This window comes from Photobacterium halotolerans DSM 18316 (genome assembly GCF_000425165.1).
GTDB lineage: Bacteria > Pseudomonadota > Gammaproteobacteria > Enterobacterales > Vibrionaceae > Photobacterium > Photobacterium halotolerans.
Map to the genome: position 1 here is coordinate 16,929 of NZ_KE384319.1, position 22,417 is coordinate 39,345.

Below are 22,417 nucleotides of genomic sequence, written 5' to 3' on the forward strand. Positions count from 1 at the left end.
ACGTCCGGAAAACCAATGCCGATCCATAGTGCCGATTACGAGCTTAGTATAGCCGAGCTGTCAAACCGCGTTGATTCAAAGCCGATTCTCGCCGGCTGTGTTTGACCGTGATTGGCCGGATATAGTGATAGCAATATTTTGGTATCGTTTACACATTCAGTTTGAATTCCCGCGCATTTCTTTTATCCGCTCGATCAGTCCTCGCTGGGCTAACCTTAGGCTGTCATGATGTTTCTGCACATTTTGTGAGGCTCATCTGGGTGGTTTTTGTTACAAAAATGGAGTGGAAAGGGCTGCAGTGGTCCGTTTCAACCCTTTGTAATTCTCTGTATTCGATGCTTAATTTGTTTAAATTGCTGATTTTAAATACTTTGTTTTTATTGCTGTCCATGTGTCCTGCCAATCATTCCATTATGCTGTTTTGATACCTGCCAGAGAGGTTTGTTACATAACGGAGGTTTTATCTGTGCTGGGGAAACGTTTACATTTTTGCTGCTGATCACTTTTTATTAACCTTTGTCAGGTTAGACTCGCCGCTGTTAGGTCGGATAAGCGAAGTGAATCGCATGGCCTCAACCCTACACCCAGTCGTATACCAATAATGAATACAGGACGAGTTTGATGAAAAAATTAACCTTGCTAGCAACCCTTTGCGCGGGCGTTACACTCGCTTCATCAGCTACAGCAGGCACCACAGTCGGCGTGACTGTGTATAAATATGACGACAACTTTATGTCGGTTGTGCGCCAGGCGATTGAAAAAGAAGCCAATCAGGACGGTGATACCCGCGTCATGATGAATGACTCACAAAACAGTCAGTCAATGCAGAACGATCAGATCGACATCATGCTGGCAAGGGGCGTTCAGGCGCTGGCGATTAATCTGGTTGACCCGGCGGCAGCACCGGTTGTGATCAGTAAAGCGAAAATGGATGATGTGCCGGTTGTGTTCTACAACAAAGAACCGAGTGCCGCCGTTCTGGCAAGCTATGACAAAGCGTATTATGTAGGTACAGATTCAAAAGAGTCGGGTGTCATTCAGGGCAACCTGATTGCTAAGCAATGGAAAGCGCATCCGGAATGGGACCTGAACAAAGACGGCAAGCTGCAGTTTGTGATGCTGAAAGGCGAACCGGGCCATCCTGATGCAGAAGCCCGTACCACTTATTCGGTGAAGACCATCAACGACAACGGTATCGAAACCCAGCAACTGCACATGGATACAGGTATGTGGGATACCGCGATGGCCAAAGATAAAATGGACGCCTGGATCTCGGGTCCGAACGGCAACAAGATCGAAGTTGTGATTGCAAATAATGACGGTATGGCGATGGGCGCTGTGGAATCTCTTAAAGCCGTAGGTAAAAGCCAGCTCCCTGTATTTGGTGTCGACGCACTGGATGAAGCACTGAGTATGATCAAAAAAGGTGAACTGGCCGGTACGGTACTCAATGATGCCCAGAATCAGGCCAAAGCGACGTTTGAGCTGGCACGTAACCTTGCCAACGGCCGTTCGGCAACGGAAGGCACCCACTGGAAAGTGGTGAACAAAGTGGTTCGCGTTCCTTACGTCGGTGTTGATGCCAGCACCTTGAAATAACCACGCCTTGTTCCATCCGGGCCTGGAGGGGCATGCTACCGCCTCTCCGGGCTTCCAGCCGCACATTGGTAAGACTGTATGACAATACAAAATGATGAATTCCTGCTGGAGATGTCAGGGATCAGCAAGGAATTTCCCGGCGTAAAAGCCCTGGATAATGTCAATCTCAACGTCCGTCCTCATTCTATTCATGCCTTAATGGGGGAGAACGGGGCCGGGAAATCGACCTTATTGAAGTGCCTGTTTGGTATTTACGAGAAAGATGAAGGTGAGATTGTCTTTCTGGGTAAACCGGTCAATTTCCAGTCATCGAAAGAAGCGCTGGAATCTGGCGTTTCTATGGTTCATCAGGAATTAAACCAGGTCCTGCAACGCACAGTGATGGATAATATATGGTTAGGCAGGTACCCCAAAAAAGGACTGTTTGTTGACCAGAATAAAATGTATGAAGAAACCAAGCGTGTTTTTGAAGAATTAGATATTGATATCGATCCGAAAGTAAAAGTCTCGACACTTTCCGTCTCTCAAATGCAAATGGTCGAGATTGCCAAAGCGTTTTCATATAATGCCAAAATCGTGATTATGGATGAACCGACTTCTTCTCTGACTGAAAAAGAAGTAAACCATCTGTTTACGATTATTAATAAGCTGAAAGACAAAGGCTGCGGCATTATTTATATTTCGCACAAAATGGAAGAGATCTTTTCGATTTGTGACGAAATTACGATATTGCGAGACGGTCAATGGATTGCTACCCGACCGCTGGAAGGCCTGAACATGGATGACATTATCAGCATGATGGTCGGCCGTGAACTGACGCAGCGCTTTCCTGAAAAAGATAACACACCGAAAGAACCCATTCTGGCAGTGAAGAACCTGACCGCACTGAATCAGCCTTCGATCAAAGATGTCAGTTTTGAGTTACGCAAAGGCGAAGTGCTTGGCATAGCTGGTCTTGTGGGGTCCAAGCGGACAGATGTGGTTGAAACCTTGTTTGGTATTCGTGAGCGCAGTGACGGCGAAATCCTGCTGCACGGCAGGTCTGTGGCTAACCGTGACGCGCATGAAGCCATTAAAAACGGCTTTGCCCTGGTGACAGAAGAGCGTCGCTCAACCGGGATATACGCCAACCTCGATATCCGATTTAATGCTTTGATTGCCAACCTGGACGATTATAAGCAAAGCACAGGTTTACTCAGCAATAAAAAAATGTCGAGTGATACTCAGTGGGTCATTGACTCGATGCGGGTAAAAACGCCTTCACATAAAACCACCATAGGTTCTTTATCAGGAGGCAATCAGCAAAAAGTTATTATCGGGCGCTGGTTATTAACCGGACCTGAAATACTGATGCTGGATGAACCCACTCGCGGCATTGATGTTGGCGCCAAGTTTGAAATTTATCAGCTGATATTAGAACTGGCGAAAAAAGATAAAGGCATCATTATTATTTCGTCTGAAATGCCTGAGTTGTTAGGAATAACAGATCGTATTCTGGTGATGAGTAATGGCCGTGCAGCAGGTATTGTCGAGACCAGAAATACGACACAAAGTGAAATTCTCAGCCTTGCTTCCCGCTATCTGTAAGGGTTATTAACATGGAAACATTAAAAAAATTAAGCATGATGCGCTACCTTAAAGCCGGCGGTATTTATGCAGTGCTTTTTATTCTGCTCGCTATCATAGTGATTCAGGAACCGTCTTTTTTAAGTTTGAGAAACTTAAGTAATATTCTTACCCAGTCGTCCGTTCGTATCATCATCGCACTGGGTGTGGCTGGCCTGATTATTACTCAGGGCACAGACTTGTCAGCCGGCCGCCAGGTGGGACTGGCAGCGGTGCTGTCTGCGACTTTGCTGCAGGCATCAGATAACGTCAACAAAGTTTTCCCGGATCTGGGTCAGATCCCAATCGTTGCTGTCATTATTGCGGTTTGTGCCGTCGGCGCCCTGATAGGTTTGGTGAACGGCTTCATCGTGGCCTACATGCGGGTAACGCCGTTTATTGCCACGCTGGGTACTATGATCATCGTCTACGGGGTGAACTCGCTGTATTTTGACTCAGTGGGTGCCTCGCCAATCGCCGGTTTTGACCCGCGCTTCTCAGAGTTTGCACAGGGGTTCATCAGGCTGGGCAGCTTCAGGCTCTCTTACCTGACCTTCTACGCCATTATTGCCATTGGCCTGGTGTGGGTGCTGTGGAACAAGACGGTGTTCGGCAAGAATATTTTCGCCATTGGCGGCAACCCGGAAGCGGCGAAAGTCTCGGGTGTGAATGTGCCGGTAACGCTGCTGAAGATTTACGCGCTGTCTGGTGTGTTTTACGCCTTCGGCGGCATGCTGGAAGCAGGGCGTATCGGCTCTGCAACCAACAACCTGGGCTTCATGTATGAGCTGGATGCCATCGCGGCCTGTGTGGTTGGCGGAGTGTCCTTCGCCGGTGGCGTCGGCAGTGTGATCGGTGTGGTAACCGGGGTGCTGATTTTTACCATCATCAATTACGGTATGACCTATATTGGTGTCAGCCCTTACTGGCAGTACATCATTAAAGGCGGCATCATCATCTTTGCGGTCGCCCTCGACTCAATGAAGTACGCCAACAAGAAATAATCGAACCCTATGCAGACAGCGCATCAGTCTTTTTATCCTGGTGTCGCTGTCTGCGTGCATTGTTAACGAATCGGAAAATGCCGAGGACACTCCATGCTGTCTTTTTCTGAGATTCTGGCGCGCCGCGACTGGGAAAACCCGCATTCGGTTCAGAGAAACCGTATCCAGGCGCACAGCCCATTATTCAGCTATGCGTCTGAAACCGACGCTTTGCACCAGGGCGACAGTAATCGCCGCACTCTCAATGGTGACTGGGCGTTCTGCCTGTATGATAAACCCGAGTCAGTCCCTGCTGATTTTCCCGGCTCCGCTTTCGATCTGTCTGGCTGGACGACGATTCCTGTGCCGTCCAACTGGCAGCTGGAAGGGCATGACAGACCCATCTACACCAATATCAAATACCCTTTTGCGCTGAATCCACCTTTTGTCCCGTCAGATAATCCGACGGGCTGTTATCGCCGTCAGTTTCACATTAATGATGTCCAGTTATCCCAGCGTACCCGGATTGTTTTTGATGGGGTCAATTCCGCTTTCCATCTGTGGTGTAACGGCCATTGGGTCGGTTACTCCCAGGACAGTCGATTACCTGCTGAATTTGATCTGAGCCCGTACCTGCAGCAAGGCGATAATGTCCTTGCGGTAATGGTGATGCGCTGGAGTGACGGCAGTTATCTGGAAGATCAGGATATGTGGTGGCTGAGCGGGATCTTTCGCGATGTTTACCTGCTGACCAAACCGGCACTGGCTATTGAAGATGTTTTCATTACACCCACTCTGGATGCCTGTTACCGGGACGGTCGGCTGGATATCGTCACCCGGCTGTCAAAGCCGGGGGACTATCAGGTCGCGGCGCAGCTGTTTTACCGTGGTGAGCCTGTCACAGACCGTGTCTTCGCCAGGCCGAACGATCGCGTGATCGATGAAAAAGGTAGCTGGTACGACAGGGTCTACCATCAGTTAAGCGTGACAGCACCGCAGCAGTGGAGTGCGGAATCACCGAGTCTGTACCGCTGTGTGATTACGCTGCTCGATAACCATGGGCAGGTAGTGGATGTTGAAGCTTATCATGTCGGATTCCGGCAGGTTGAAATCCGGCACGGACAACTTTGCCTGAACGGTCAACCCTTGCTGATCCGCGGAGTGAACCGCCATGAGCACCATCCGGAACGCGGACATGCCGTGACCGAGGCTGACATGATTGAAGATATCCGCCTGCTCAAACAGGGGAATTTCAATGCGGTCCGCACGGCGCACTATCCCAATCACCCTCGCTGGTATGAATTGTGCGACGAATACGGACTGTACGTGTGCGATGAAGCCAATATCGAAACGCACGGCATGTTTCCTATGGGGCGGCTGGCGAATGACACTGACTGGCAGTCTGCACTGATGGCGCGCTATACGGGCATGGTTGAGCGGGACAAAAATCACCCTTGCATTATTGTGTGGTCCCTGGGCAATGAGTCCGGATACGGCAGCAGCCATAGTGCTATGTATGCCTGGTCAAAAGACAGGGATCCCTCTCGTCCGGTTCAGTATGAAGGGGGCGGGGCTGATACGGCCGCGACCGATATTATTTGTCCTATGTACGCCAGGGTCGATGAGGATCAGCCGTTCGAGGCCGTACCCAAATGGGCGATAAAAAAATGGCTGTCGTTACCGGGTGAGCAACGTCCGTTAATCCTGTGTGAATACGCCCATGCCATGGGAAACAGCCTCGGAGGCTTCGCCGATTACTGGCAGGCGTTCCGTCAGTACCCGCGTCTTCAGGGCGGTTTTGTCTGGGACTGGGTTGATCAGGGCATCAGCCAGTTTGATGACAATGACCGTCATTTCTGGGCATATGGCGGCGATTTCGGTGATCAGCCCAATGATCGCCAGTTCTGTATCAATGGGCTGATGTTTCCGGACCGGACACCGCATCCGGCTTATTATGAAGCCAGATACTGCCAGCAGTATATTCAGGTACAGCTCACTGACACAGAACACAGCGAGCGTGGCATTCGCTGTCAGGTGTCAATCACCAGCGAATGGCTGTTTCGTGCCACAGACAACGAAACCTGTTTGTGGACGCTGAAAGAAGACGGAAAGCCTGTGGCAAGCCAGAAGCAGGCTTTGCTGCTGGGGCCGGGTGAGACGGCCACTTTTGATGTGCATTTTGACGTCAGTTGTCAGGCTGGCAAACTGTATCATCTCGATCTGGATCTGGTGCTGACACAAGATTGCCGCTGGGCGGAATCAGGGACAGTCATCGCGACCGGGCAGTTCTGTGTGGCCAATCCGCTTGCGCAGTTATCCGCGATCCCTGCCGAACGCTCACTCGGCACATTCCGATCGGTTCTCCAGTCTGACAACGCCATTTCAGTCTCCGGACAGGACTTCAGCCTGAACTGGGATCGCCGGACAGGTTTGCTCACCCACTGGTTAGCAAAGGGCAGGGCAAAACTATCCGCACCGATGACAGACAACTTTTTCCGCGCCCCGCTAGACAACGATATTGGTACCAGCGAAGCCGATAACATTGATCCCCGGGCCTATGTCAGCCGCTGGGCCAGCGCAGGGATTGGCCATTGGGAAAGGCGCTGTGTTCGCTGCGAGGCCAGCCAGGTATTTCCCCTTAACAGCCAGACCCCCGCGACCATCAAAGTCGAATCGGATTTTGAATACTTTTACGGCGAAAAGCGGGTGGCCGTAACGCACTGGCAATACACCCTGGATACCGAAGGTAAAGTGTCGGTTGATATTCATGTCAAACCGGCGCCTCATTTGCCCCCGTTACCCCGGGTGGGCATGGCATTCACTCTGGATGGTTTTATGGTTGAGCAGACCGGTCTGACTGCCGGCATTGTCTGGCAAGGTCTGGGGCCGTTTGAAAATTATCCGGACAGATCTGAAGCGGCGCGCTTTGGCGAATATGAGGCTGGAATCGACGATCTGCATACGCCTTATATCTTTCCGTCAGAAAATGGTCTGCGCTGCCAGACGCGTATGTTGTCGGTAGGAGAGTTAGTCATCCGTGGCGATTTTCACTTCAGCGTCAGCCGTTATCCGGCTCATATGCTGGCTCATGCTAAGCATGATCACCACCTCAAAGCCGATGGTCAGTGGTATGTACAGCTTGATCATCAGCACATGGGCGTGGGGGGCGACGACTCCTGGAGCCCGAGTGTGAAGGCGGATTATCTGCTCACACAGCCAGAATACCGCTACCAGCTTCGTTTTTCTTCTCAGGGAGAATAGTCCTGTTAGGGTAACTTTTTGATGGACGTTTACATAGAGTTCATTTCGTCTATTACACGTCTTTATAAGCTTTAATCTGAACATGAGCTGTGATTTTTAATTAATTTTGTAAACGTTTCCACCGTGTGAGAAAGGTAACAGTCTCCCTGAGCAGCGGATTGCTACACTGCTGCTCATTGTAGGTAATCACGATAAGTAAGGCATTCAGTCACTATGTTTACAGACGTATTTGATGCAAGCGAACATCCTCACCGGCGTTTGAACCCGCTGACCGGTCAGTGGGTACTGGTGTCGCCCCACCGGGCGAAAAGGCCCTGGCAGGGCGCAGATGAATCGCCAGCGGCGGCACCGGAGCAGCCTTACGACAGCGAGTGCTTCTTGTGTGCAGGCAATACCCGGGTGTCGGGCGATGTGAACCCGGCCTATACCGGGACTTATGTCTTCAACAATGATCATGCTGCGTTAATGCCAGACACGCCGTCTGCCAGCAGCGAAGGAACCAGCAGCAAAGGAAGCAACCTGTTTCAGTTTGAATCCGTTCAGGGCTTGAGCCGGGTGGTGTGTTTCTCGCCGGATCACAGTAAAACGCTGCCTGAATTGCCCCTGTCGGCCATTACCGAGGTCGTTAATACCTGGGACCGTCAGATCGAAGAGCTAGGTCAGCGCTTTCTCTGGGTACAGGCTTTTGAAAACAAGGGCGCCATCATGGGCTGTTCTCAGCCTCACCCGCACGGGCAAATCTGGGCCAACAGCTTTCTGCCCAACGAAGTGGCGGTGAAAGATCAGTATCAGCGTGACTATTTCCAGCGGCACGGCAGGCCGTTGCTGGTGGATTACGTCCGCTCGGAACTGGCAGACGGCAGCAGAACTGTGGTGGAGACTGAGCACTGGTTGGCGGTCGTCCCTTATTGGGCCGCCTGGCCGTTTGAAACCCTGCTGCTGCCGAAAACTCACATTCGTCGCATGAGTGAACTTTCTGCTGAACAGCGCGAGGATCTGGCACTGGCGCTGAAAAAGCTCACCAGCCGCTATGACAACCTGTTTCAGTGTCCATTCCCATATTCGATGGGATGGCATTTCGCCCCTTTCTTTGAGCACAGCGACACTGACAGTAATGATCTGGACCACTGGCAATTGCACGCCTTGTTTTACCCGCCATTGTTACGCTCAGCGAGTGTCAGGAAATTCATGGTTGGCTACGAAATGCTGGCCGAAAGCCAGCGCGACTTAACACCCGAACAGGCCGCAGAAAGACTGCGGGCTGTCAGCGATGTGCACTATCGCGAACAAAACACCAGTAAGGAAAAGCAGTCATGACGACAAACAGCCGGGAAGAACAGCTAGCCAGCAGCCTTGTCACCGCCTTTGCTGAGGGGTTTGGTTATGGGCCGTCACACCTGATCCAGGCGCCGGGACGCGTGAACCTGATCGGGGAGCACACAGATTACAACGATGGCTTTGTCCTGCCGTGTGCCATTGATTATCAGACCATGGTGGCTGCCGCCCGTCGCGACGATCAGTGTGTCAGGGTGATGGCCATCGATTATCAGGGCGAGCTCAATACGTTCGATCTTTCCCAGCCACTGGCGTTTGATAAAGACTGCCTGTGGGTCAATTACATTCGTGGCGTGATTGATTGCTTGCAGTCACGAGGCTGTCAACTGGGCGGTATTGATATTGCGGTCAGCGGTAATGTCCCTCAAGGGGCAGGGCTGAGTTCATCCGCGGCGCTGGAAGTGGTCATAGGGCAAACTTTTAACACCTTGTTCGGTTTGTCACTGACACAGCAGGAGATTGCGTTAATCGGTCAGCAAGCTGAGAACCAGTTTGTCGGGTGCAATTGCGGCATCATGGATCAGCTGATTTCTGCCGAAGGTGAAGCGGGACATGCACTGCTAATCGACTGCCGTTCTTTAGACACCAAAGCCGTTTCTCTGCCGCCTGAATTGTCTGTGGTGATCATCAACAGCAACAAAAAGCGCGGCTTAGTCGGCAGTGAATACAATACCCGTCGTCAGCAATGCGAAGCGGCTGCCCATGCCTTTGGCGTTAAAGCATTACGGGATGTGGATTTAGCCAGCTTTCTCAGCAAAGCGGATCAGCTCGATCTGGTGGTTGCTCGCCGGGCCAGACATATCATCACTGAAAATGCACGTACCCTGCAGGCGGCCCAAGCTTTAGCGCAGGGCGATCTGGCAAAACTCGGCCAGCTGATGGCGGCCTCTCATCAGTCTATGCGGGATGATTTTGAAATCACAGTACCGGAAATCGACACCCTGGTGGACATTGTGAAAGCGGCAATCGGCGAGCGGGGCGGTGTACGCATGACAGGCGGCGGTTTTGGCGGATGCGTGGTCGCGCTGGTGCCTGCGGAACTGGTCGCCTCAGTACAGCAGGCGGTTGAGAGCCAGTACCAAAACGCAACCGGTCTGAAGGCCAGCATCTATGTCTGCCAGCCGATGGCAGGTGCTGGTGTGCTGAAAAGTGCCTCGCTGCAGCAGGATGTACTCAATGCTCAGTGATGACTATCTACCGCAACTGACTGCCAGCCTGACCTCAGATGCCGCCTGCGACGGGCAACCGGCTCGGGTGTTCACCTTATCCAATGGCAATGGTATGACAGCGACTTTCATGGACATAGGAGCAACCTGGCTAAGTTGCACCTTGCCGCTGCGTTGCGGTCGGCGTGAAGTGCTGCTGGGCTGCCGCACTCTGGCCGATTACCAGCGTCAGACAGCGTATCTCGGCGCTACGGTGGGACGCTTTGCTAACCGGATCGGCAACAGCCGGTTCAGCCGTAATGGCAAAGTATTCAGTCTGTCGGCGAATGAAACAACGCACTGCCTGCACGGCGGCCCGCACGGATTTGATAAGCAGCGCTGGCAGGCGGAGCAATGTTCTGATTCTTCGATCCGGTTTAGTTTGTCATCACCGGCTGGCGATCAGGGCTTCCCCGGTCATTTGACGCTATCCGTGACGGTGTCACTTAGTGAATCTAATCAGGTGATCTTTGACTACCTGGCACAAGCGGATGAAGACACGCCGGTGAATCTCACCAATCATGCTTATTTCAATCTGTCCGGGGCCGAGTCCGGTTCCGATTGCCTGGATCATCGTCTTACCGTCAGTGCGCAGCGCTATGCCGTGACAGATTCGGATAGGATTCCGACCGGTGAACTGCGCGCGGTCGCCGGAACCGGATTTGATTTTGGCAAGGGGAAGCCTGTTCGCCAGGATTTGCTGCTGGATGCGGATCAGCAACTGGCAGGCGGTTATGACCATGCCTTTGTGCTCAATGAGGAAGCCATCGGCTCGGGCACAGCCGTTGAACTGGTATCAGAAGACGAGCAGGTCTCAATGACAGTGATGACCACTAAGCCCGCGGTTCAGATTTATACCGGTAATGCGCTGGCAGGCACACCCGGACGTGATGGCTGTTATCAACCGCATCAGGGCATTGCGATTGAAACCCAATATTTGCCGGACTCTCCCAATCACCCGGAATGGCACTTCAGTGATGCCTGGCTGATTGCGGGGGACAGTTATCAGCACACGACCTGTTATCAGTTTGATTTTGAGTAGAGGTATGTCCGGCTTTACCGCCGGTTGGTGATTTCTCCGGGGGTAGATGAAATCACATCAGCGAGTGGCGGATTGCCACTCGCTTTTTTCAGTCTGTTGCTTTGTTCATTCCGTCCTTGTTTCGTCCGTACCTGTTCATTCCGTTCTTTTTTCAGTCCGACAATGCGCGTACGGATAAGCGACGCACCAGGGTGGGGGCATATAAACGGCTGTCAGGGCTGATGGCTTCATTTTTGGCTAATTTCATCGACAAAATGGCAGCTTGTTCGGCCATGATCTGAATGGGGTAGCGGACGGTGGTTAATTTCGGATGCAGGTATCTTGCCAGCGCGCCATCGTCAAAACCAACGAGCGACATCTCCTCAGGTGTGCGGATGCCATTTTCATCCAGCACGGAGAGCACGCCCGCGGCCATGAAGTCGTTATAGGTGACAATCGCTGTAATTGGCAGGTTTTTCGCGAGCAGGTTAATGGCTGCGCTTTCACCGCCTTCACCATCCGGTGAACCAAACTCAATATAACTTTCACGAAGTGGAATGCCGTGTTCTTCCAGTGCTTTTTCGTATCCGTTTCTGCGCTGCTCTTTGTCTTCAATATCATGGTTTGAACTGACATAACCAATATGCTGGTGGCCGTGCGAAATAAGAAACTTGGTGGCCAGATAGGTGCCGCGTTCGTTATCAAGGGCGATGCAACGGTTGGCAATCTCAGGAATAAATCGGTTGATCAGCACCATGCTGGGAACTTCACGCGCAAATTCGATTAATTCGTCATTGCTGAGTGCTTTACTGTGGATGACGTAGGATTCACACCGGCTGTTGAGCAGCAGTTCTATGGCTTCGCGCTCCTGTTCGGCATTGTGGTATCCGTTACCGATCAGCAGATGTTTCTTTTGCTGTCGGGCAATACCATCGATCGCTTTGACCATAGCACCAAAGAAGGGATCCGAGACATCACCCGCAAGGACGCCCAAAGTGTTGGTGCTTTGGTTCACCAGCGCTCTGGCGTTGGCGTTGGGCCGGTAACCCAGAGTCCGCATGGCCTGAGTGACAGCATCAACCGCCGTCTGACTGGCTTTGGGCGATTTATTGATAACGCGGGAAACGGTCGCAACAGACACACCCGCGTGCTTTGCGACATCTTTGATCGTTGCCATGGTGACCTCATTCAATATTCCAGCCTATTAAACAACGCGGGTGTAATGGTTTCAATCAAAGAATGCCAACCAATTGTGACCATGGCATAACTTAATGAATAAAAGAATATTTATTTAGTGTAACCGTTTACTTAATTGCCGGGATAAGCGCCGGAATCTATCGCAAGCCGCCAGTCCGGTCAGCCTGCGAAAGAGAGTGGGGGGAAGAGTGCGGGCGGGATCAATAACGATTGATAGTAATATCAGAAACATAGCCGTGCTCTGCATGTTGCAGCGCTTTCTTTAGCATGATGGCGGTTTCTTCAGGTGTCATGAAACTGCTGAGATCCATCTCTTTACCACTGCTGGCCCAGAATTCGGTTGCCATGCCGCCAGGATACACGCCGACCAGTTTCATTGGTTTGCCTGTTAATTCCAGCCGGGTTGATTCCACCAGTCCCTTTACGCCCCATTTGGCCGCGCAATAGGTTGACTCGCCGGCTTTTGCCACCTGAGCCGCCGTCGACATAACAACAGCGCAGGTCAGCGGAGTATTGCGGTAGCGTTTAACCGCTTCGCGAAGAAAATAGGTCGCAGACAGCAGGTTATTGCTGATCAACTGCGCAATGGCGTCGGGCTCTTGTTTCTCCAGCGAGCCGAAATAGCCACTGCCGGCACAGAAAATAATGGTTTCAGGTGCGGATGGCAGTTTATCGAACAGAGATGACACCGAGCTGGCATCTGAAAGATCGGCAGTCAGGGTACAGATATTGGCCGGCTGACATTGACGGGCGATGTTATGTAAGCGCTCGTCGTTTCGGCCTGTCAGTGTCAGCGTGTGGCCATCGGCGGCATAAGCGGCAGCCAGCGCCGCGCCCAGTCCACTGCTGGCGCCTGTGATCAGAATCATTGTTATCCTCTGCTTTTCTCAGGGTTTATTCGGCAAAGTATAGCGACATTTTGGCTGTCGGACAGAGTTGGCAGCATGCAGACGGTTATCAATATAGGGTGGATGTCCCTGATAACACAGCGCATCGTAAGCCTCGGCCATAGTGCGAACATCATGGTGCTGCAAAATGTGACGGCGAGGGCTGATGCCGGGTTTCTTAAGCAGCGCAGTATGGATTTGGTAAATAAGCGTCCGCTCATCGTCAGTATTGAGCGGGATACCATTTAACGGACAAAGGACATCGCTGCAGGCTCCCATATCGGTTAATGCCGCGGGTATTTCGCAGGCCTGTGCTTCAAGGGGGGAAACAGGGTAGTCCTCCTGTTCAGAGGTAATGCAGAACAGATCCAGCGCCTGATAAAACTCAGGCATGTTCTCGACGTGGCCCATGAAATGGACACGGTGGCTCAGCGACAGCTTTATTGCCAGCATATGCAGCGCTCGCGCCAGACCGCCTTCACCTGCCAGGGCCAGATGCACATTTTCCGGTAAATGACTCAGGGCATGTATCAATAAATGATGCCGCTTTTCCGGGATCAGTCTGCCTGCTGTGCCTATGATTTTCACTCCTGTGGGTAAGCCCAGCCGGAGCCGGGCCATACTCTGGTTGCCAGGCTGGAATCGCTGAGTATCAACACCGTACGGAATCGTGGTGATATCCCGGCGGCTAAGAGACGTTTGTAACCTGTCATTCAGTCTGTCGCCGCTGGTAACCACCACAGGGTGAATACAACTCAGGGCCATTTTCAGCAAACGCGGATGTTTGGGTTCTTCCGGCAGCCAGTTGTCGTGCTCGCTGTGTATGAAGGTTTTGACGCCGGCCAGTCTGGCTGCAATACCAGCCCGATATAAAGCAGTGCTTTGATGGGTATGCACAACGTCTGCGTTGTAAGCACGAAACAGTTTTACCAGTGTACGGATCACGCTTGCGGCTGTTTCAGATTCCGCATCAAGGAAGATCAGTTTATCAACGACATGTTTCAGGTAAGGCCACCTGTCTAGTGATTCACTCATCGTCCCTTCCAGGCAGACGATAAAACGTCTTTGCTGCAAGGCAGAGAATTGCTGAATATTCACTGCTGTAATGCCCACCATTCCCGGTGTTAAGTGCTTTACAACCTGGATAACAGCATTCATAGCGACCACCTTACAACATCTGCCTGTACAGGCCGAAGCAAGAGTTATACCAGCAATAATGGGGGTTGGTGGCATCTGTTAGCGTTTGAAGCTGGCAGTTAATCGGGTGGCATTTGCATTTTGCAAATCAAGTTGCGAATAGTTACTGAGCTTGAAATCAATATGCAATTTATCAATGAAGGGATGACTTCAACCGCATGTCTGCACTTCTTGTCTTTTTAGTATGCCTTTCTGGTCTAAGCTGGACATTGCTTTCCAGGCTCAGGGTGTCTGCTTAGTGGTAAAGCTGTTTGGCAATGTATCGAGCAAGGGCTATGGAACAAGCGCCATGAAACTAGACAGGCAGTGATATCGGTCTGCCGCATTCATCCCAGTTCAGGAGAAAATTACGTATGACTACCATCAGTGTAAATACATCGAATCAAACAGAAATCACGCTCGAGAATGATGCAGAGTCCAACAGCAAGGTCGCGCTTGCGGCTTTTAATGGCAGGGTATACATGGCTTACCGTGGCTGGGGCAGCTCCAAAAGCCTGTATATATGCTCTACTGCCGACGGGGTGAGCTGGTCTCAGCAAACGGATATTACCGACGATAATGGCGCGAAAACCCAGAACAGCCCTGCGTTGGCGGCATTCAATGGCAGGTTGTATCTGGCTTATCAGGGTTCAGGCTCTGATAGCATTTATATCTGCTCAAGTTCAGATGGGGTCAATTTTGGTGATCAAACAAAAATCACCTCACAGAATGATGCCGAAACCGATTCTCCGCCGGCACTTGCCGCGTTTAACGGTCGGCTTTATATGGCATACCGGGGTGAAGATTTATCGAGCAACCTTTATGTTTGTTCATCGGCAAACGGTACCGACTGGGATTCACAAGTCAATGTCAGCGACCAGAATGGCGCATCAAGCACAACAACAGCCGGACCCTCGTTAGCCGCTTTCAACGGGAAACTGTTTTTAGGCTGGGAAGGGGCGGGCGGAACCGCCATTAATGGCTCTGCCATTTATGTGTGCTCTTCTTCTGACGGGCTAGAGTGGGGGCCGCAAACCAATCTGGAAGATGCAAATGGGGCAGAAGGCTATGACGGTGTGTCGCTGGCGGCAACCAGCGATACTTTATTCGCGCTCTATCACGGTGCCCACACCGCACAGTTATACGGCTGCGCATTTAATGGCACCACCTGGAGTACCAATCAGATCAATTTTTCAGGAATCAATGAAGCGGGATCTCAGTGCGGCCCTGCCTTAGCCGCATTAAACAATACGTTTTATGCCGCCTATCCCGGCATAGGGGCTTCGAATGATCTGTGGGATTTCACCTTTACAGTGAACTGGAACAACGCGTAAAACTAATCTCCAGACAAACAAAAAGCCCGTTCTTTCGAACGGGCTTCTCTGTATGGTGCGTCTGAGTGGACTCGAACCAATATAGTGACACAGTGAATTTGGCCAGTTGATTAGAGCTGCTATGATAAGATGGCTTTTGAATACCGCACATCAACTCCCTCAGTCCTACTCAGTGAAACCCATTGTGAATGAAGTTGTCTGCGAATGAGGCCACAGTATCTGCGATAGCGAAGGCGTGATCCGATCCCGTTGCGTGAAAATCGGCGAAGGCATTGCCCTGTGTCGGTGTAAGCTGTGGGTGAGTGTGCCTGTTGTTAACGGCTAAACGTCTCCATTAAAAGCCTTGCATATATCAAAATGAGGTATGCATTTCATATCAAATGAGTTGACTAATTTTATATGATTCAAGAATATACCCTTACATGGATTAGTTAGGGTACAAAGGTTTTATATGAATTCTGAAAAGAAAAGTGGTTTTATGGGTTATTTATTGATTCCCATGTTACTTGCAATAATTTCTATCACTTGGTTTTTTTATCCATCATGGATGGGATATGTATTCACCCCTAAAGATTCAGTATTACAAGGTAATTTAGGTACGCTGGGTGATTCATTTGGTGCTTTGAATACATTATTCTCTGGATTGGCATTTGCAGGGATTATTGTATCAATATATCTACAATCTAAAGAGTTAAAGGAAACGAGAGAAGAAATTAAAGCACAAGGTGATCAGTTTAAATTACAAACGCAAGCTCTTGATAAACAAAATTTTGAAAATACATTTTTCAAACTTTTGAGTTTATACAATGAATGTTTACAATCCATCAAGGTAAAGAGTCTTGAGGGGTACAATCGTGAATCTGTGCTTTTTGAATCCAGAGAAGCGATACAGCATATATATCTTAATAAATTTATTGGTGATGATTATATATTTGAGTTTTCTGATGGTAAAGAATACCACGGTAGTGCTAGTGTAGAAAAGTTTGAAAATTTAATGAAATATATGAGCGGTACAGTAGGTCATTATTTTAGGACTATATATCAAATATTGAAGTTTGTGGATGAATCTAATGTTGTAAATAAGAAGTTCTATACTAATTTGCTTAGAGCACAGCTGTCTAATTATGAGTTAGCGCTGATTTTTTACAATTGCTTAAGCCATCATGGAAGTGAGAAGTTTAAGCCGCTCACAGAAAGATATCAAATGTTTGAGCATTTGATAGAGGTTCCAGACATTAGTCGTGATCTGGTTGTTAAATATGATATGTCCGCTTTTGGAGTTAGCAATAACTCGATGTTAGAGATGTATGATTTAGTACCGTTAGAAGAGGGATGTTAAAGTTTTCCCTAAAAATGCATGGTACAGAATTTCAGGAAATAAGATCGTTAGGATGATGAAGAATGCTGCAAAAACAACTGAAGGAAGGCAGTTAATCTCTGAAGCTGCTAAAAAGTTTCTTCTGGGTGGGTGATATTTAAATATCTGAATTTTGAAAGGTTATGGTTATATGTCGGATGAAGCATTAAAAATAGTAAAATACAATTATTTAAAAAATACAACTTCTACTATAATTGGCACTTTTGTTGGTGCTGGCATTACATGGCTTTTTCTTAGCAACTTATACGGTGAGAAAATATCATTAAAAGATGAGAATATAAATTATTATAAATCAATTGTTAATGATCAGAAAAGCACAATAGGACAACTTAACAAGAATTTTGAGTTGTTAAGTAAAAGTTATGATATTAAATCGGGAAGAGATAAAGGGTATTATGGTGATAGGATTTCTTCTCTTGAAGCTGATTTGCGGGATGCGAAGTCAGAAAATGAATCTTTAATTTCAAAATATAAATCTTTGAAGTCTCAAAATGATGTCCTCTATGAGGAATATAAGATAACAGTGAGCAATAAAGAATTGCAAGAGTATTTGCAAAAAGATAAGGTTAGCGTGGAAAACAGAATTAGTCTTTATGAATTTCACTTAAAAGAAGCTTTAAAAACCAAAGGTAAACATCAACAGTCATGCTTTGAATATAAAAATGGGATTAATTGGAGTTGGAACAACATAAGTAATTGTGAAGCTTATGATGATGCTGTTTCAAAAGTTGGTCACTATAATGAGCTGATTAAAAATGAAAGGGATATGTTAAATGAAATATATCAAGGCCTTGCTAACTTTTCAAAAGATAGTAATTAGAAAATATATAAAATAAGTTATCCCTCCCTTAATTTACATCCCTCTGTTACTCTTCCCACATTGATGGCGACCGAGCCCCTGAGTTAACCCTCAGGGGCTTTTCCGTTTTAGGGCAGAGACATGAGTAAACAATCCTTTCTTTCCGCCAGTGTTGTGCTGGCACTCAGTGCAGCACCGGCCAGCGGGGCCATTCATCTCCTGTCGGATGCTGTGAAGGTGGATACCCACAGCAGCAGTAAACGCAGTGTTGTCACCATTACCCGAACCGACAAATTTTACGATCCGCGTTATGGCGAATTCGAACTGACCCAGCAAATGTTCGATGACTTGGTCAAAAACTTCACCGAGAACGTCTATGGCCAGGAAATCAACATCGACATTGCGCACCAACCTGAAAACGGTGCCGGGGCGGTGGTGCGTCGCCTGTTTACCGACCGCGGTCGATTACGTGCAGAGGTGGAGTGGCACGAACTCGGCATCAGCAAAGTCACCAAAGAAGGCTTTAAATACCTGAGCGCCGAAATTCATCCCAATGACGTCAGTAACGAACAGGGGCAGAACGGCTAGTATCAGGAATTTGATCCAATTAACTGTTATGAACTACTGGCGAATAAAATCTTTGGGGGAACGGAAACCATGTGGGGACACATATGGGGAACAAAAGATAGTAGACAAACAAAAAGCCCGTTCTTTCGAACGGGCTTCTCTGTATGGTGCGTCTGAGTGGACTCGAACCACCGACCCCCGCCATGTCAAGGCCAGTTAACAATTGACATAATATTATGATTTATAAGAAAAAGGCATGATTTCCATGCCTTTTTAACGTGCGTTTTAAGCCATTGGGAATGCTTAAAAATCAATGGGTTACGAGGGGGTTTTGGAACCACTTTTCGTTATGAAATTCGGTTCTTCATCCAACCATAGATGAACTTTTCATTCTTTTCACGCGCCTCACTGATATCTAAATATCGAGCACCCTGACTGCAGTTTAACGAACGCCACATTATCAGTTCGCCTTCAGTACCCCGGCGTAATAAATAAGCTTCTAAGGCCGATAGCGTTGCCGGGCCGATATGGCCATCAACGATCAGGTCTTTATAGTATGCCTGGCTGTTGTTGTACGCATTCAGCCAGCGCTGAAGAAACTTTGCTGCGATACCTATGCCCATGTTGATGCCAGTATCAATCACTTCCTCACCAATGAGGGCACTGATGGCATGAATATCGTTGAAGCGTGGGGCTTTGATATAGCGGTTAAAGTAAATGTCGCATGCGATGGCTTGTGTCATGGCTGACATGGGTCCGGTATATCCGTTTTTCCTGGCTACAGCTTCAGTGATTCCCCAGGTTGTACTGCCACCAAGATCATCAGCATCGTTGGAATGATGACCTTCTTTTACCAGAACCTCGTTGATGATTTGCTCCAGAGAGCGTGTTGCCGGCTGATTACGCATAGTCGCCTCCTTAGGTCTACGCGCATTCTCATCCCGCTGGCGATGTTATCAGAGGGCGTTCTGCCCGGGTTTCTGCGTGGGTTCTCCGTACTCTTACAGAACGCCCATCATAAGAAGGCGCTTCTTCACCCCATTTGATTCTTCCCCCGCACCCCCTGAAGGTATAGGGGCGCCCGGGTTGGAGGCGTGAGCGTGAAAAACAGGATGGCGCGGCGTCTGCGTTCTGGCAAGTCCGGGGGCACAGGATATTGTTCTAACTTGTGGACCTGTGGGTGGTGTTCCTTAACTTGTTGATTTTTATGGTTTTGTTACTTTCTTTCATCCACAGGTTAGCCGTTTTTTTCCATGGGTTAGCCTGTTTTCTCCATGGGTTCGATTTTGGGCCGATTTCGCCGCCTTTCTTCTTTCTTTTCTTTTTTTATTTAAAAAAGAAAGAGATAGAGAGACAGGGAACAAAGAAAAGGCAAACTTGGGCATCCACAGGTTGAGGGGAGTGGTTGATTTTTAATCCATGAGTTTTTCTGGTATCCATGAGTTAATCCATGGATTATTTAAAGCCCTCCGATAGCTGGCAGGCCGCATGAATACTGGGTTCTACGAGTTCTAAGGTAAGGATCCATGAATCCATGAGTTTTTCTGCCCCTGGGGAAGAAATTGTCGAAGAGCAGGTTGATCTGTCACTGGTTGATCAGTTCTTGAATTGGAAGCGAGAGAATGAAAACTGCAGTACGAAGACAGTCGCTAAATACCGCCAGCTACTGGAACGTCTCGGGCAATTTCTGAATGGTGAATACCTGGCGGCGACTTTGGGGAAACTTGAGCAGTTCGCCGGTGGCCAGCTTCACCGGTTTGGCTATTCAGCAGCTTCACGCAAGGTAGCCGTGGCTGCAATTCGGGGATTTTACAAATACCTTTATCAGCGCCGGCACATTCAGGATAACCCGGCAGTCCATCTGGTGTATCCGAAGTCCGGCAGGCGTTTACCCAGAGCTATGGGATTGCACAGTGCTGAAGCCATTTTGCTTCAGCCCGATTTGTCGGAGTTCTCAGGCATACGAGATAGTGCGATTCTGGCTTTGCTGCTGGGGTGTGGCTTTCGTGTTTCCGGGGTGTGTAATCTGAATGAATCGAATCTGGTTTGGTATAAACACCAGGATGCCGATCGCCTGGCAATATTGTTGAAAGAGAAAGGCGAAAAAGAACGAATGGTGCCCGTGCCTTCCGAAGCCATGCTGCTTGTTCAGGCATACTTAGGTCATCCCACTTTGGCTGACATTGACCGTTTGTTGGAAGACGGTGATCAGGTGTTGTTCGTGAACATGCGAAATCGTTACATTCCGGAATGGGAAAACCGTGGCGAACTTCGGCGGCTGTCGTCCCGGGCCGTCGACAGAATGATTAAACGCTACGCCATAGCAGCCGGCGTTCCTGAAGACCAGGCACATCCGCACGCGCTACGCCATTTGTTCGATACAGAACTGGCAGAATCAGATGCATCCATACTGCAGATTCAATCCCTGATGGGGCATGCAGATCCAAAGACTTCTGCCATTTACACACACATTGCTATGCGCAAGATGACAGCAGTGCTCGATCAGGGTAATCCACTGGGGAAAATCAACACGCCAGTGTCAGAGCTGCTGCGTGAGATGCAGAAGGGTAGAAAAGTATGAAATTACGGCCGTTGCATGATTGGGTGGTGGTTGAGCGAGATCTTGTTCATACACAAGAAAAAGCTTTCATCCTTCCAAGCACTTCATTGAGCTTGGGAAGGGTGATAGCTGTAGGGCCATTGGTGAAGGGAATCGAACTCGGTGATAGAGTTCGATTCAACCTATATGCTGGTTTGGTGGTAACGGGGGAGGTGAGTGTTACCTTTGTCCATGAAGATGATATAACAGGTTTAATGCAGTGTTATGACTAATTTAAATTGCCTCACGGTTTTGTAAGTCCGCAATTATTTAATACCCAATGGTTGCAATTATCTTCTGTATCTGGCCCAAAAACCTTTGAAAATATTGCAGGGTAGACTCGGTCAGAAGGTATTACGCTGCATTGCTCTAATTTATCCCCTTTAGATGCTGTTAGGGCAATAACAATAAAACGAATGGATTCATTTCCCATGGTATAAGCCTATTTCTAATGAATGAGTAATAAGTATAGTTAAGCAGTCGTTGACGTATTTGTTTCTTTCAGCCTATCTCAAGCGTGGTACACCATAACTTTTGGCCTCCCCCCAGAGTCTTAGAACTTACATAACCCGTCTTTAACTTTTCCAGGGATGTCAGATATACTGGACGTTGACGGACGATTTTACAGACCTTGAGAACTCGCTTTCGAAACGGCCAAAACCGTCCAAAGTCTTAGAACTTTTTATCAGACCCAGTTGCGCATAAGGGTAGAATGCGCAACTCACAATCTTACTGCGGTGTCCGAGCCCTGATGATGACTGGCTTCAGTTTTCAGAAGGAATCAGGAAATGCGCAGCTTAATTCTCAATATCTCACCTGTTCTTCATCACCACACCATCACCGACCAAGGGGTGGGGGCTCGGCATAGGAAAACGCGCGTCGCCACAGGGGGAGGTGGGTACCTGGATAACTGCACCCAATTAGAACTTTCCCTGAGTGCCTCCGAACTGCAGAAAGCCGTCGACAGCTTGCCGCTTCCGCCACATTGGAAAACCATTGCGGATCACCTTGGCCCTGAGCTGTTCCTTACGGTCTGGCGAAAGCTGGAAACCCTGCGTACTGAACGGCGCCTGCGCATTCCTGTGCTGCTGTACTCGTATACCCATGAAGCGATGACTGCAGACGAATTCGAAGACTGGCTGGACGCCCAGCGACTTGCGGCCGCGTGGTTCGAAATTTATGTGGCGGTGGATGCAGAACAGTATCGCTTCATCTGGCGGGAGCTGTTCAAAGCGGCCTATCAACCAAACCGAAAGAAGCTGCGCGTGTACGTGCCGGTGTTCCGGGTGTGGAACAACCATCTGCGCGATATCCTGATCGTCGAATTGCTGCGGGCCGATGTGCCGTTCGACAGGATTCGCCAGCAGCTGTACAAATGGCTGGGTGATGACATCTCGCTCAGCCATCTGGGCAGAGTGAAGAAACAGCTTGAATCCCTCCAGTCTCCGGCGCTGGCTCATTAACGTATCGC

General features: G+C 49.3%; 18 protein-coding genes. 14 read left to right on the forward strand and 4 right to left on the reverse strand.

What is annotated here, in order from left to right:
* The first annotated feature begins 621 nt into the window (after positions 1-621).
* The 7 genes from mglB (at position 622) to galM (ending at position 11,030) form a co-directional block, all read left to right on the forward strand.
* Positions 622-1,599, forward strand: coding sequence for a galactose/glucose ABC transporter substrate-binding protein MglB (mglB, locus tag H511_RS0109470; protein WP_027252070.1), 978 nt, complete (start codon positions 622-624; stop codon positions 1,597-1,599).
* Between the two features lie 78 nt (positions 1,600-1,677).
* Entirely contained in the window at positions 1,678-3,186 is a 1,509-nt protein-coding gene (gene mglA, locus H511_RS0109475; RefSeq protein WP_027252071.1) for a galactose/methyl galactoside ABC transporter ATP-binding protein MglA, read from the forward strand.
* A gap of 11 nt (positions 3,187-3,197) precedes the next feature.
* Positions 3,198-4,208 carry a galactose/methyl galactoside ABC transporter permease MglC gene (gene mglC, locus H511_RS0109480; protein WP_027252072.1) on the forward strand — a complete coding sequence of 337 codons (1,011 nt, stop codon included), beginning with the start codon at positions 3,198-3,200 and terminating at the stop codon, positions 4,206-4,208.
* Positions 4,209-4,301: 93 nt separating this feature from the next.
* Positions 4,302-7,448, forward strand: a complete 3,147-nt coding sequence (locus H511_RS0109485; protein ID WP_027252073.1) for a beta-galactosidase — start codon at positions 4,302-4,304, stop codon at positions 7,446-7,448.
* A 213-nt stretch (positions 7,449-7,661) separates the two neighbouring features.
* Positions 7,662-8,765 carry a UDP-glucose--hexose-1-phosphate uridylyltransferase gene (locus tag H511_RS0109490; protein ID WP_027252074.1) on the forward strand — a complete coding sequence of 368 codons (1,104 nt, stop codon included), beginning with the start codon at positions 7,662-7,664 and terminating at the stop codon, positions 8,763-8,765.
* Complete coding sequence (galK, locus tag H511_RS0109495; RefSeq protein ID WP_027252075.1) at positions 8,762-9,970, forward strand: galactokinase; 1,209 nt, start codon at positions 8,762-8,764, stop codon at positions 9,968-9,970. Before H511_RS0109490 ends, galK begins: the two co-directional genes overlap by 4 nt.
* Positions 9,960-11,030, forward strand: a complete 1,071-nt coding sequence (galM, locus tag H511_RS0109500) for a galactose-1-epimerase (protein WP_036759418.1) — start codon at positions 9,960-9,962, stop codon at positions 11,028-11,030. Before galK ends, galM begins: the two co-directional genes overlap by 11 nt.
* Before the next feature lie 151 nt (positions 11,031-11,181).
* Here galM and H511_RS0109505 read toward each other — a convergent pair whose 3' ends face one another.
* The 3 genes from H511_RS0109505 to H511_RS23070 all read right to left on the reverse strand — a co-directional run bounded on the left by H511_RS0109505 (position 11,182) and on the right by H511_RS23070 (position 14,251).
* Positions 11,182-12,186 carry a substrate-binding domain-containing protein gene (locus H511_RS0109505; RefSeq protein WP_027252077.1) on the reverse strand — a complete coding sequence of 335 codons (1,005 nt, stop codon included), beginning with the start codon at positions 12,184-12,186 and terminating at the stop codon, positions 11,182-11,184.
* A 220-nt stretch (positions 12,187-12,406) separates the two neighbouring features.
* Positions 12,407-13,075, reverse strand: a complete 669-nt coding sequence (locus H511_RS0109510) for an SDR family NAD(P)-dependent oxidoreductase (protein ID WP_027252078.1) — start codon at positions 13,073-13,075, stop codon at positions 12,407-12,409.
* 18 nt (positions 13,076-13,093) lie between these two features.
* On the reverse strand, positions 13,094-14,251 hold the full coding sequence (locus tag H511_RS23070; RefSeq protein ID WP_051288037.1) for a glycosyltransferase: 1,158 nt from the start codon (positions 14,249-14,251) through the stop codon (positions 13,094-13,096).
* 392 nt (positions 14,252-14,643) lie between these two features.
* Here H511_RS23070 and H511_RS0109520 point away from each other — a divergent pair, with 392 nt between their 5' ends.
* The 4 genes from H511_RS0109520 (at position 14,644) to H511_RS0109540 (ending at position 18,368) form a co-directional block, all read left to right on the forward strand.
* Positions 14,644-15,603 (forward strand): glycoside hydrolase family protein, encoded by a 960-nt coding sequence (locus H511_RS0109520; RefSeq protein ID WP_027252079.1) that lies wholly within the window; start codon positions 14,644-14,646, stop codon positions 15,601-15,603.
* A gap of 451 nt (positions 15,604-16,054) precedes the next feature.
* Entirely contained in the window at positions 16,055-16,942 is an 888-nt protein-coding gene (locus H511_RS0109525; RefSeq protein WP_081669237.1) for a putative phage abortive infection protein, read from the forward strand.
* 169 nt (positions 16,943-17,111) lie between these two features.
* The gene (locus H511_RS0109535; protein WP_027252081.1) at positions 17,112-17,801 is read left to right on the forward strand and encodes a hypothetical protein; all 690 of its coding nucleotides are present in this window, start codon (positions 17,112-17,114) and stop codon (positions 17,799-17,801) included.
* 120 nt (positions 17,802-17,921) lie between these two features.
* Positions 17,922-18,368: a hypothetical protein gene (locus H511_RS0109540; protein WP_027252082.1), complete on the forward strand. Its 447-nt coding sequence runs from the start codon at positions 17,922-17,924 to the stop codon at positions 18,366-18,368.
* Positions 18,369-18,694: 326 nt separating this feature from the next.
* Here H511_RS0109540 and H511_RS0109545 read toward each other — a convergent pair whose 3' ends face one another.
* Positions 18,695-19,255, reverse strand: coding sequence for a glycoside hydrolase family 108 protein (locus tag H511_RS0109545; protein ID WP_027252083.1), 561 nt, complete (start codon positions 19,253-19,255; stop codon positions 18,695-18,697).
* A 626-nt stretch (positions 19,256-19,881) separates the two neighbouring features.
* Between H511_RS0109545 and H511_RS0109555 the strand changes: the two genes are divergently transcribed.
* From H511_RS0109555 to H511_RS0109565, 3 genes are all read left to right on the forward strand, one after another.
* Complete coding sequence (locus H511_RS0109555) at positions 19,882-20,928, forward strand: tyrosine-type recombinase/integrase (protein ID WP_027252085.1); 1,047 nt, start codon at positions 19,882-19,884, stop codon at positions 20,926-20,928.
* The gene (locus H511_RS0109560; protein WP_027252086.1) at positions 20,925-21,179 is read left to right on the forward strand and encodes a hypothetical protein; all 255 of its coding nucleotides are present in this window, start codon (positions 20,925-20,927) and stop codon (positions 21,177-21,179) included. Before H511_RS0109555 ends, H511_RS0109560 begins: the two co-directional genes overlap by 4 nt.
* A 555-nt stretch (positions 21,180-21,734) precedes the next feature.
* A complete protein-coding gene (locus tag H511_RS0109565) occupies positions 21,735-22,409 on the forward strand; it encodes a hypothetical protein (protein ID WP_027252087.1) in 675 nt (224 codons plus the stop codon).
* Positions 22,410-22,417 lie beyond the last annotated feature (8 nt).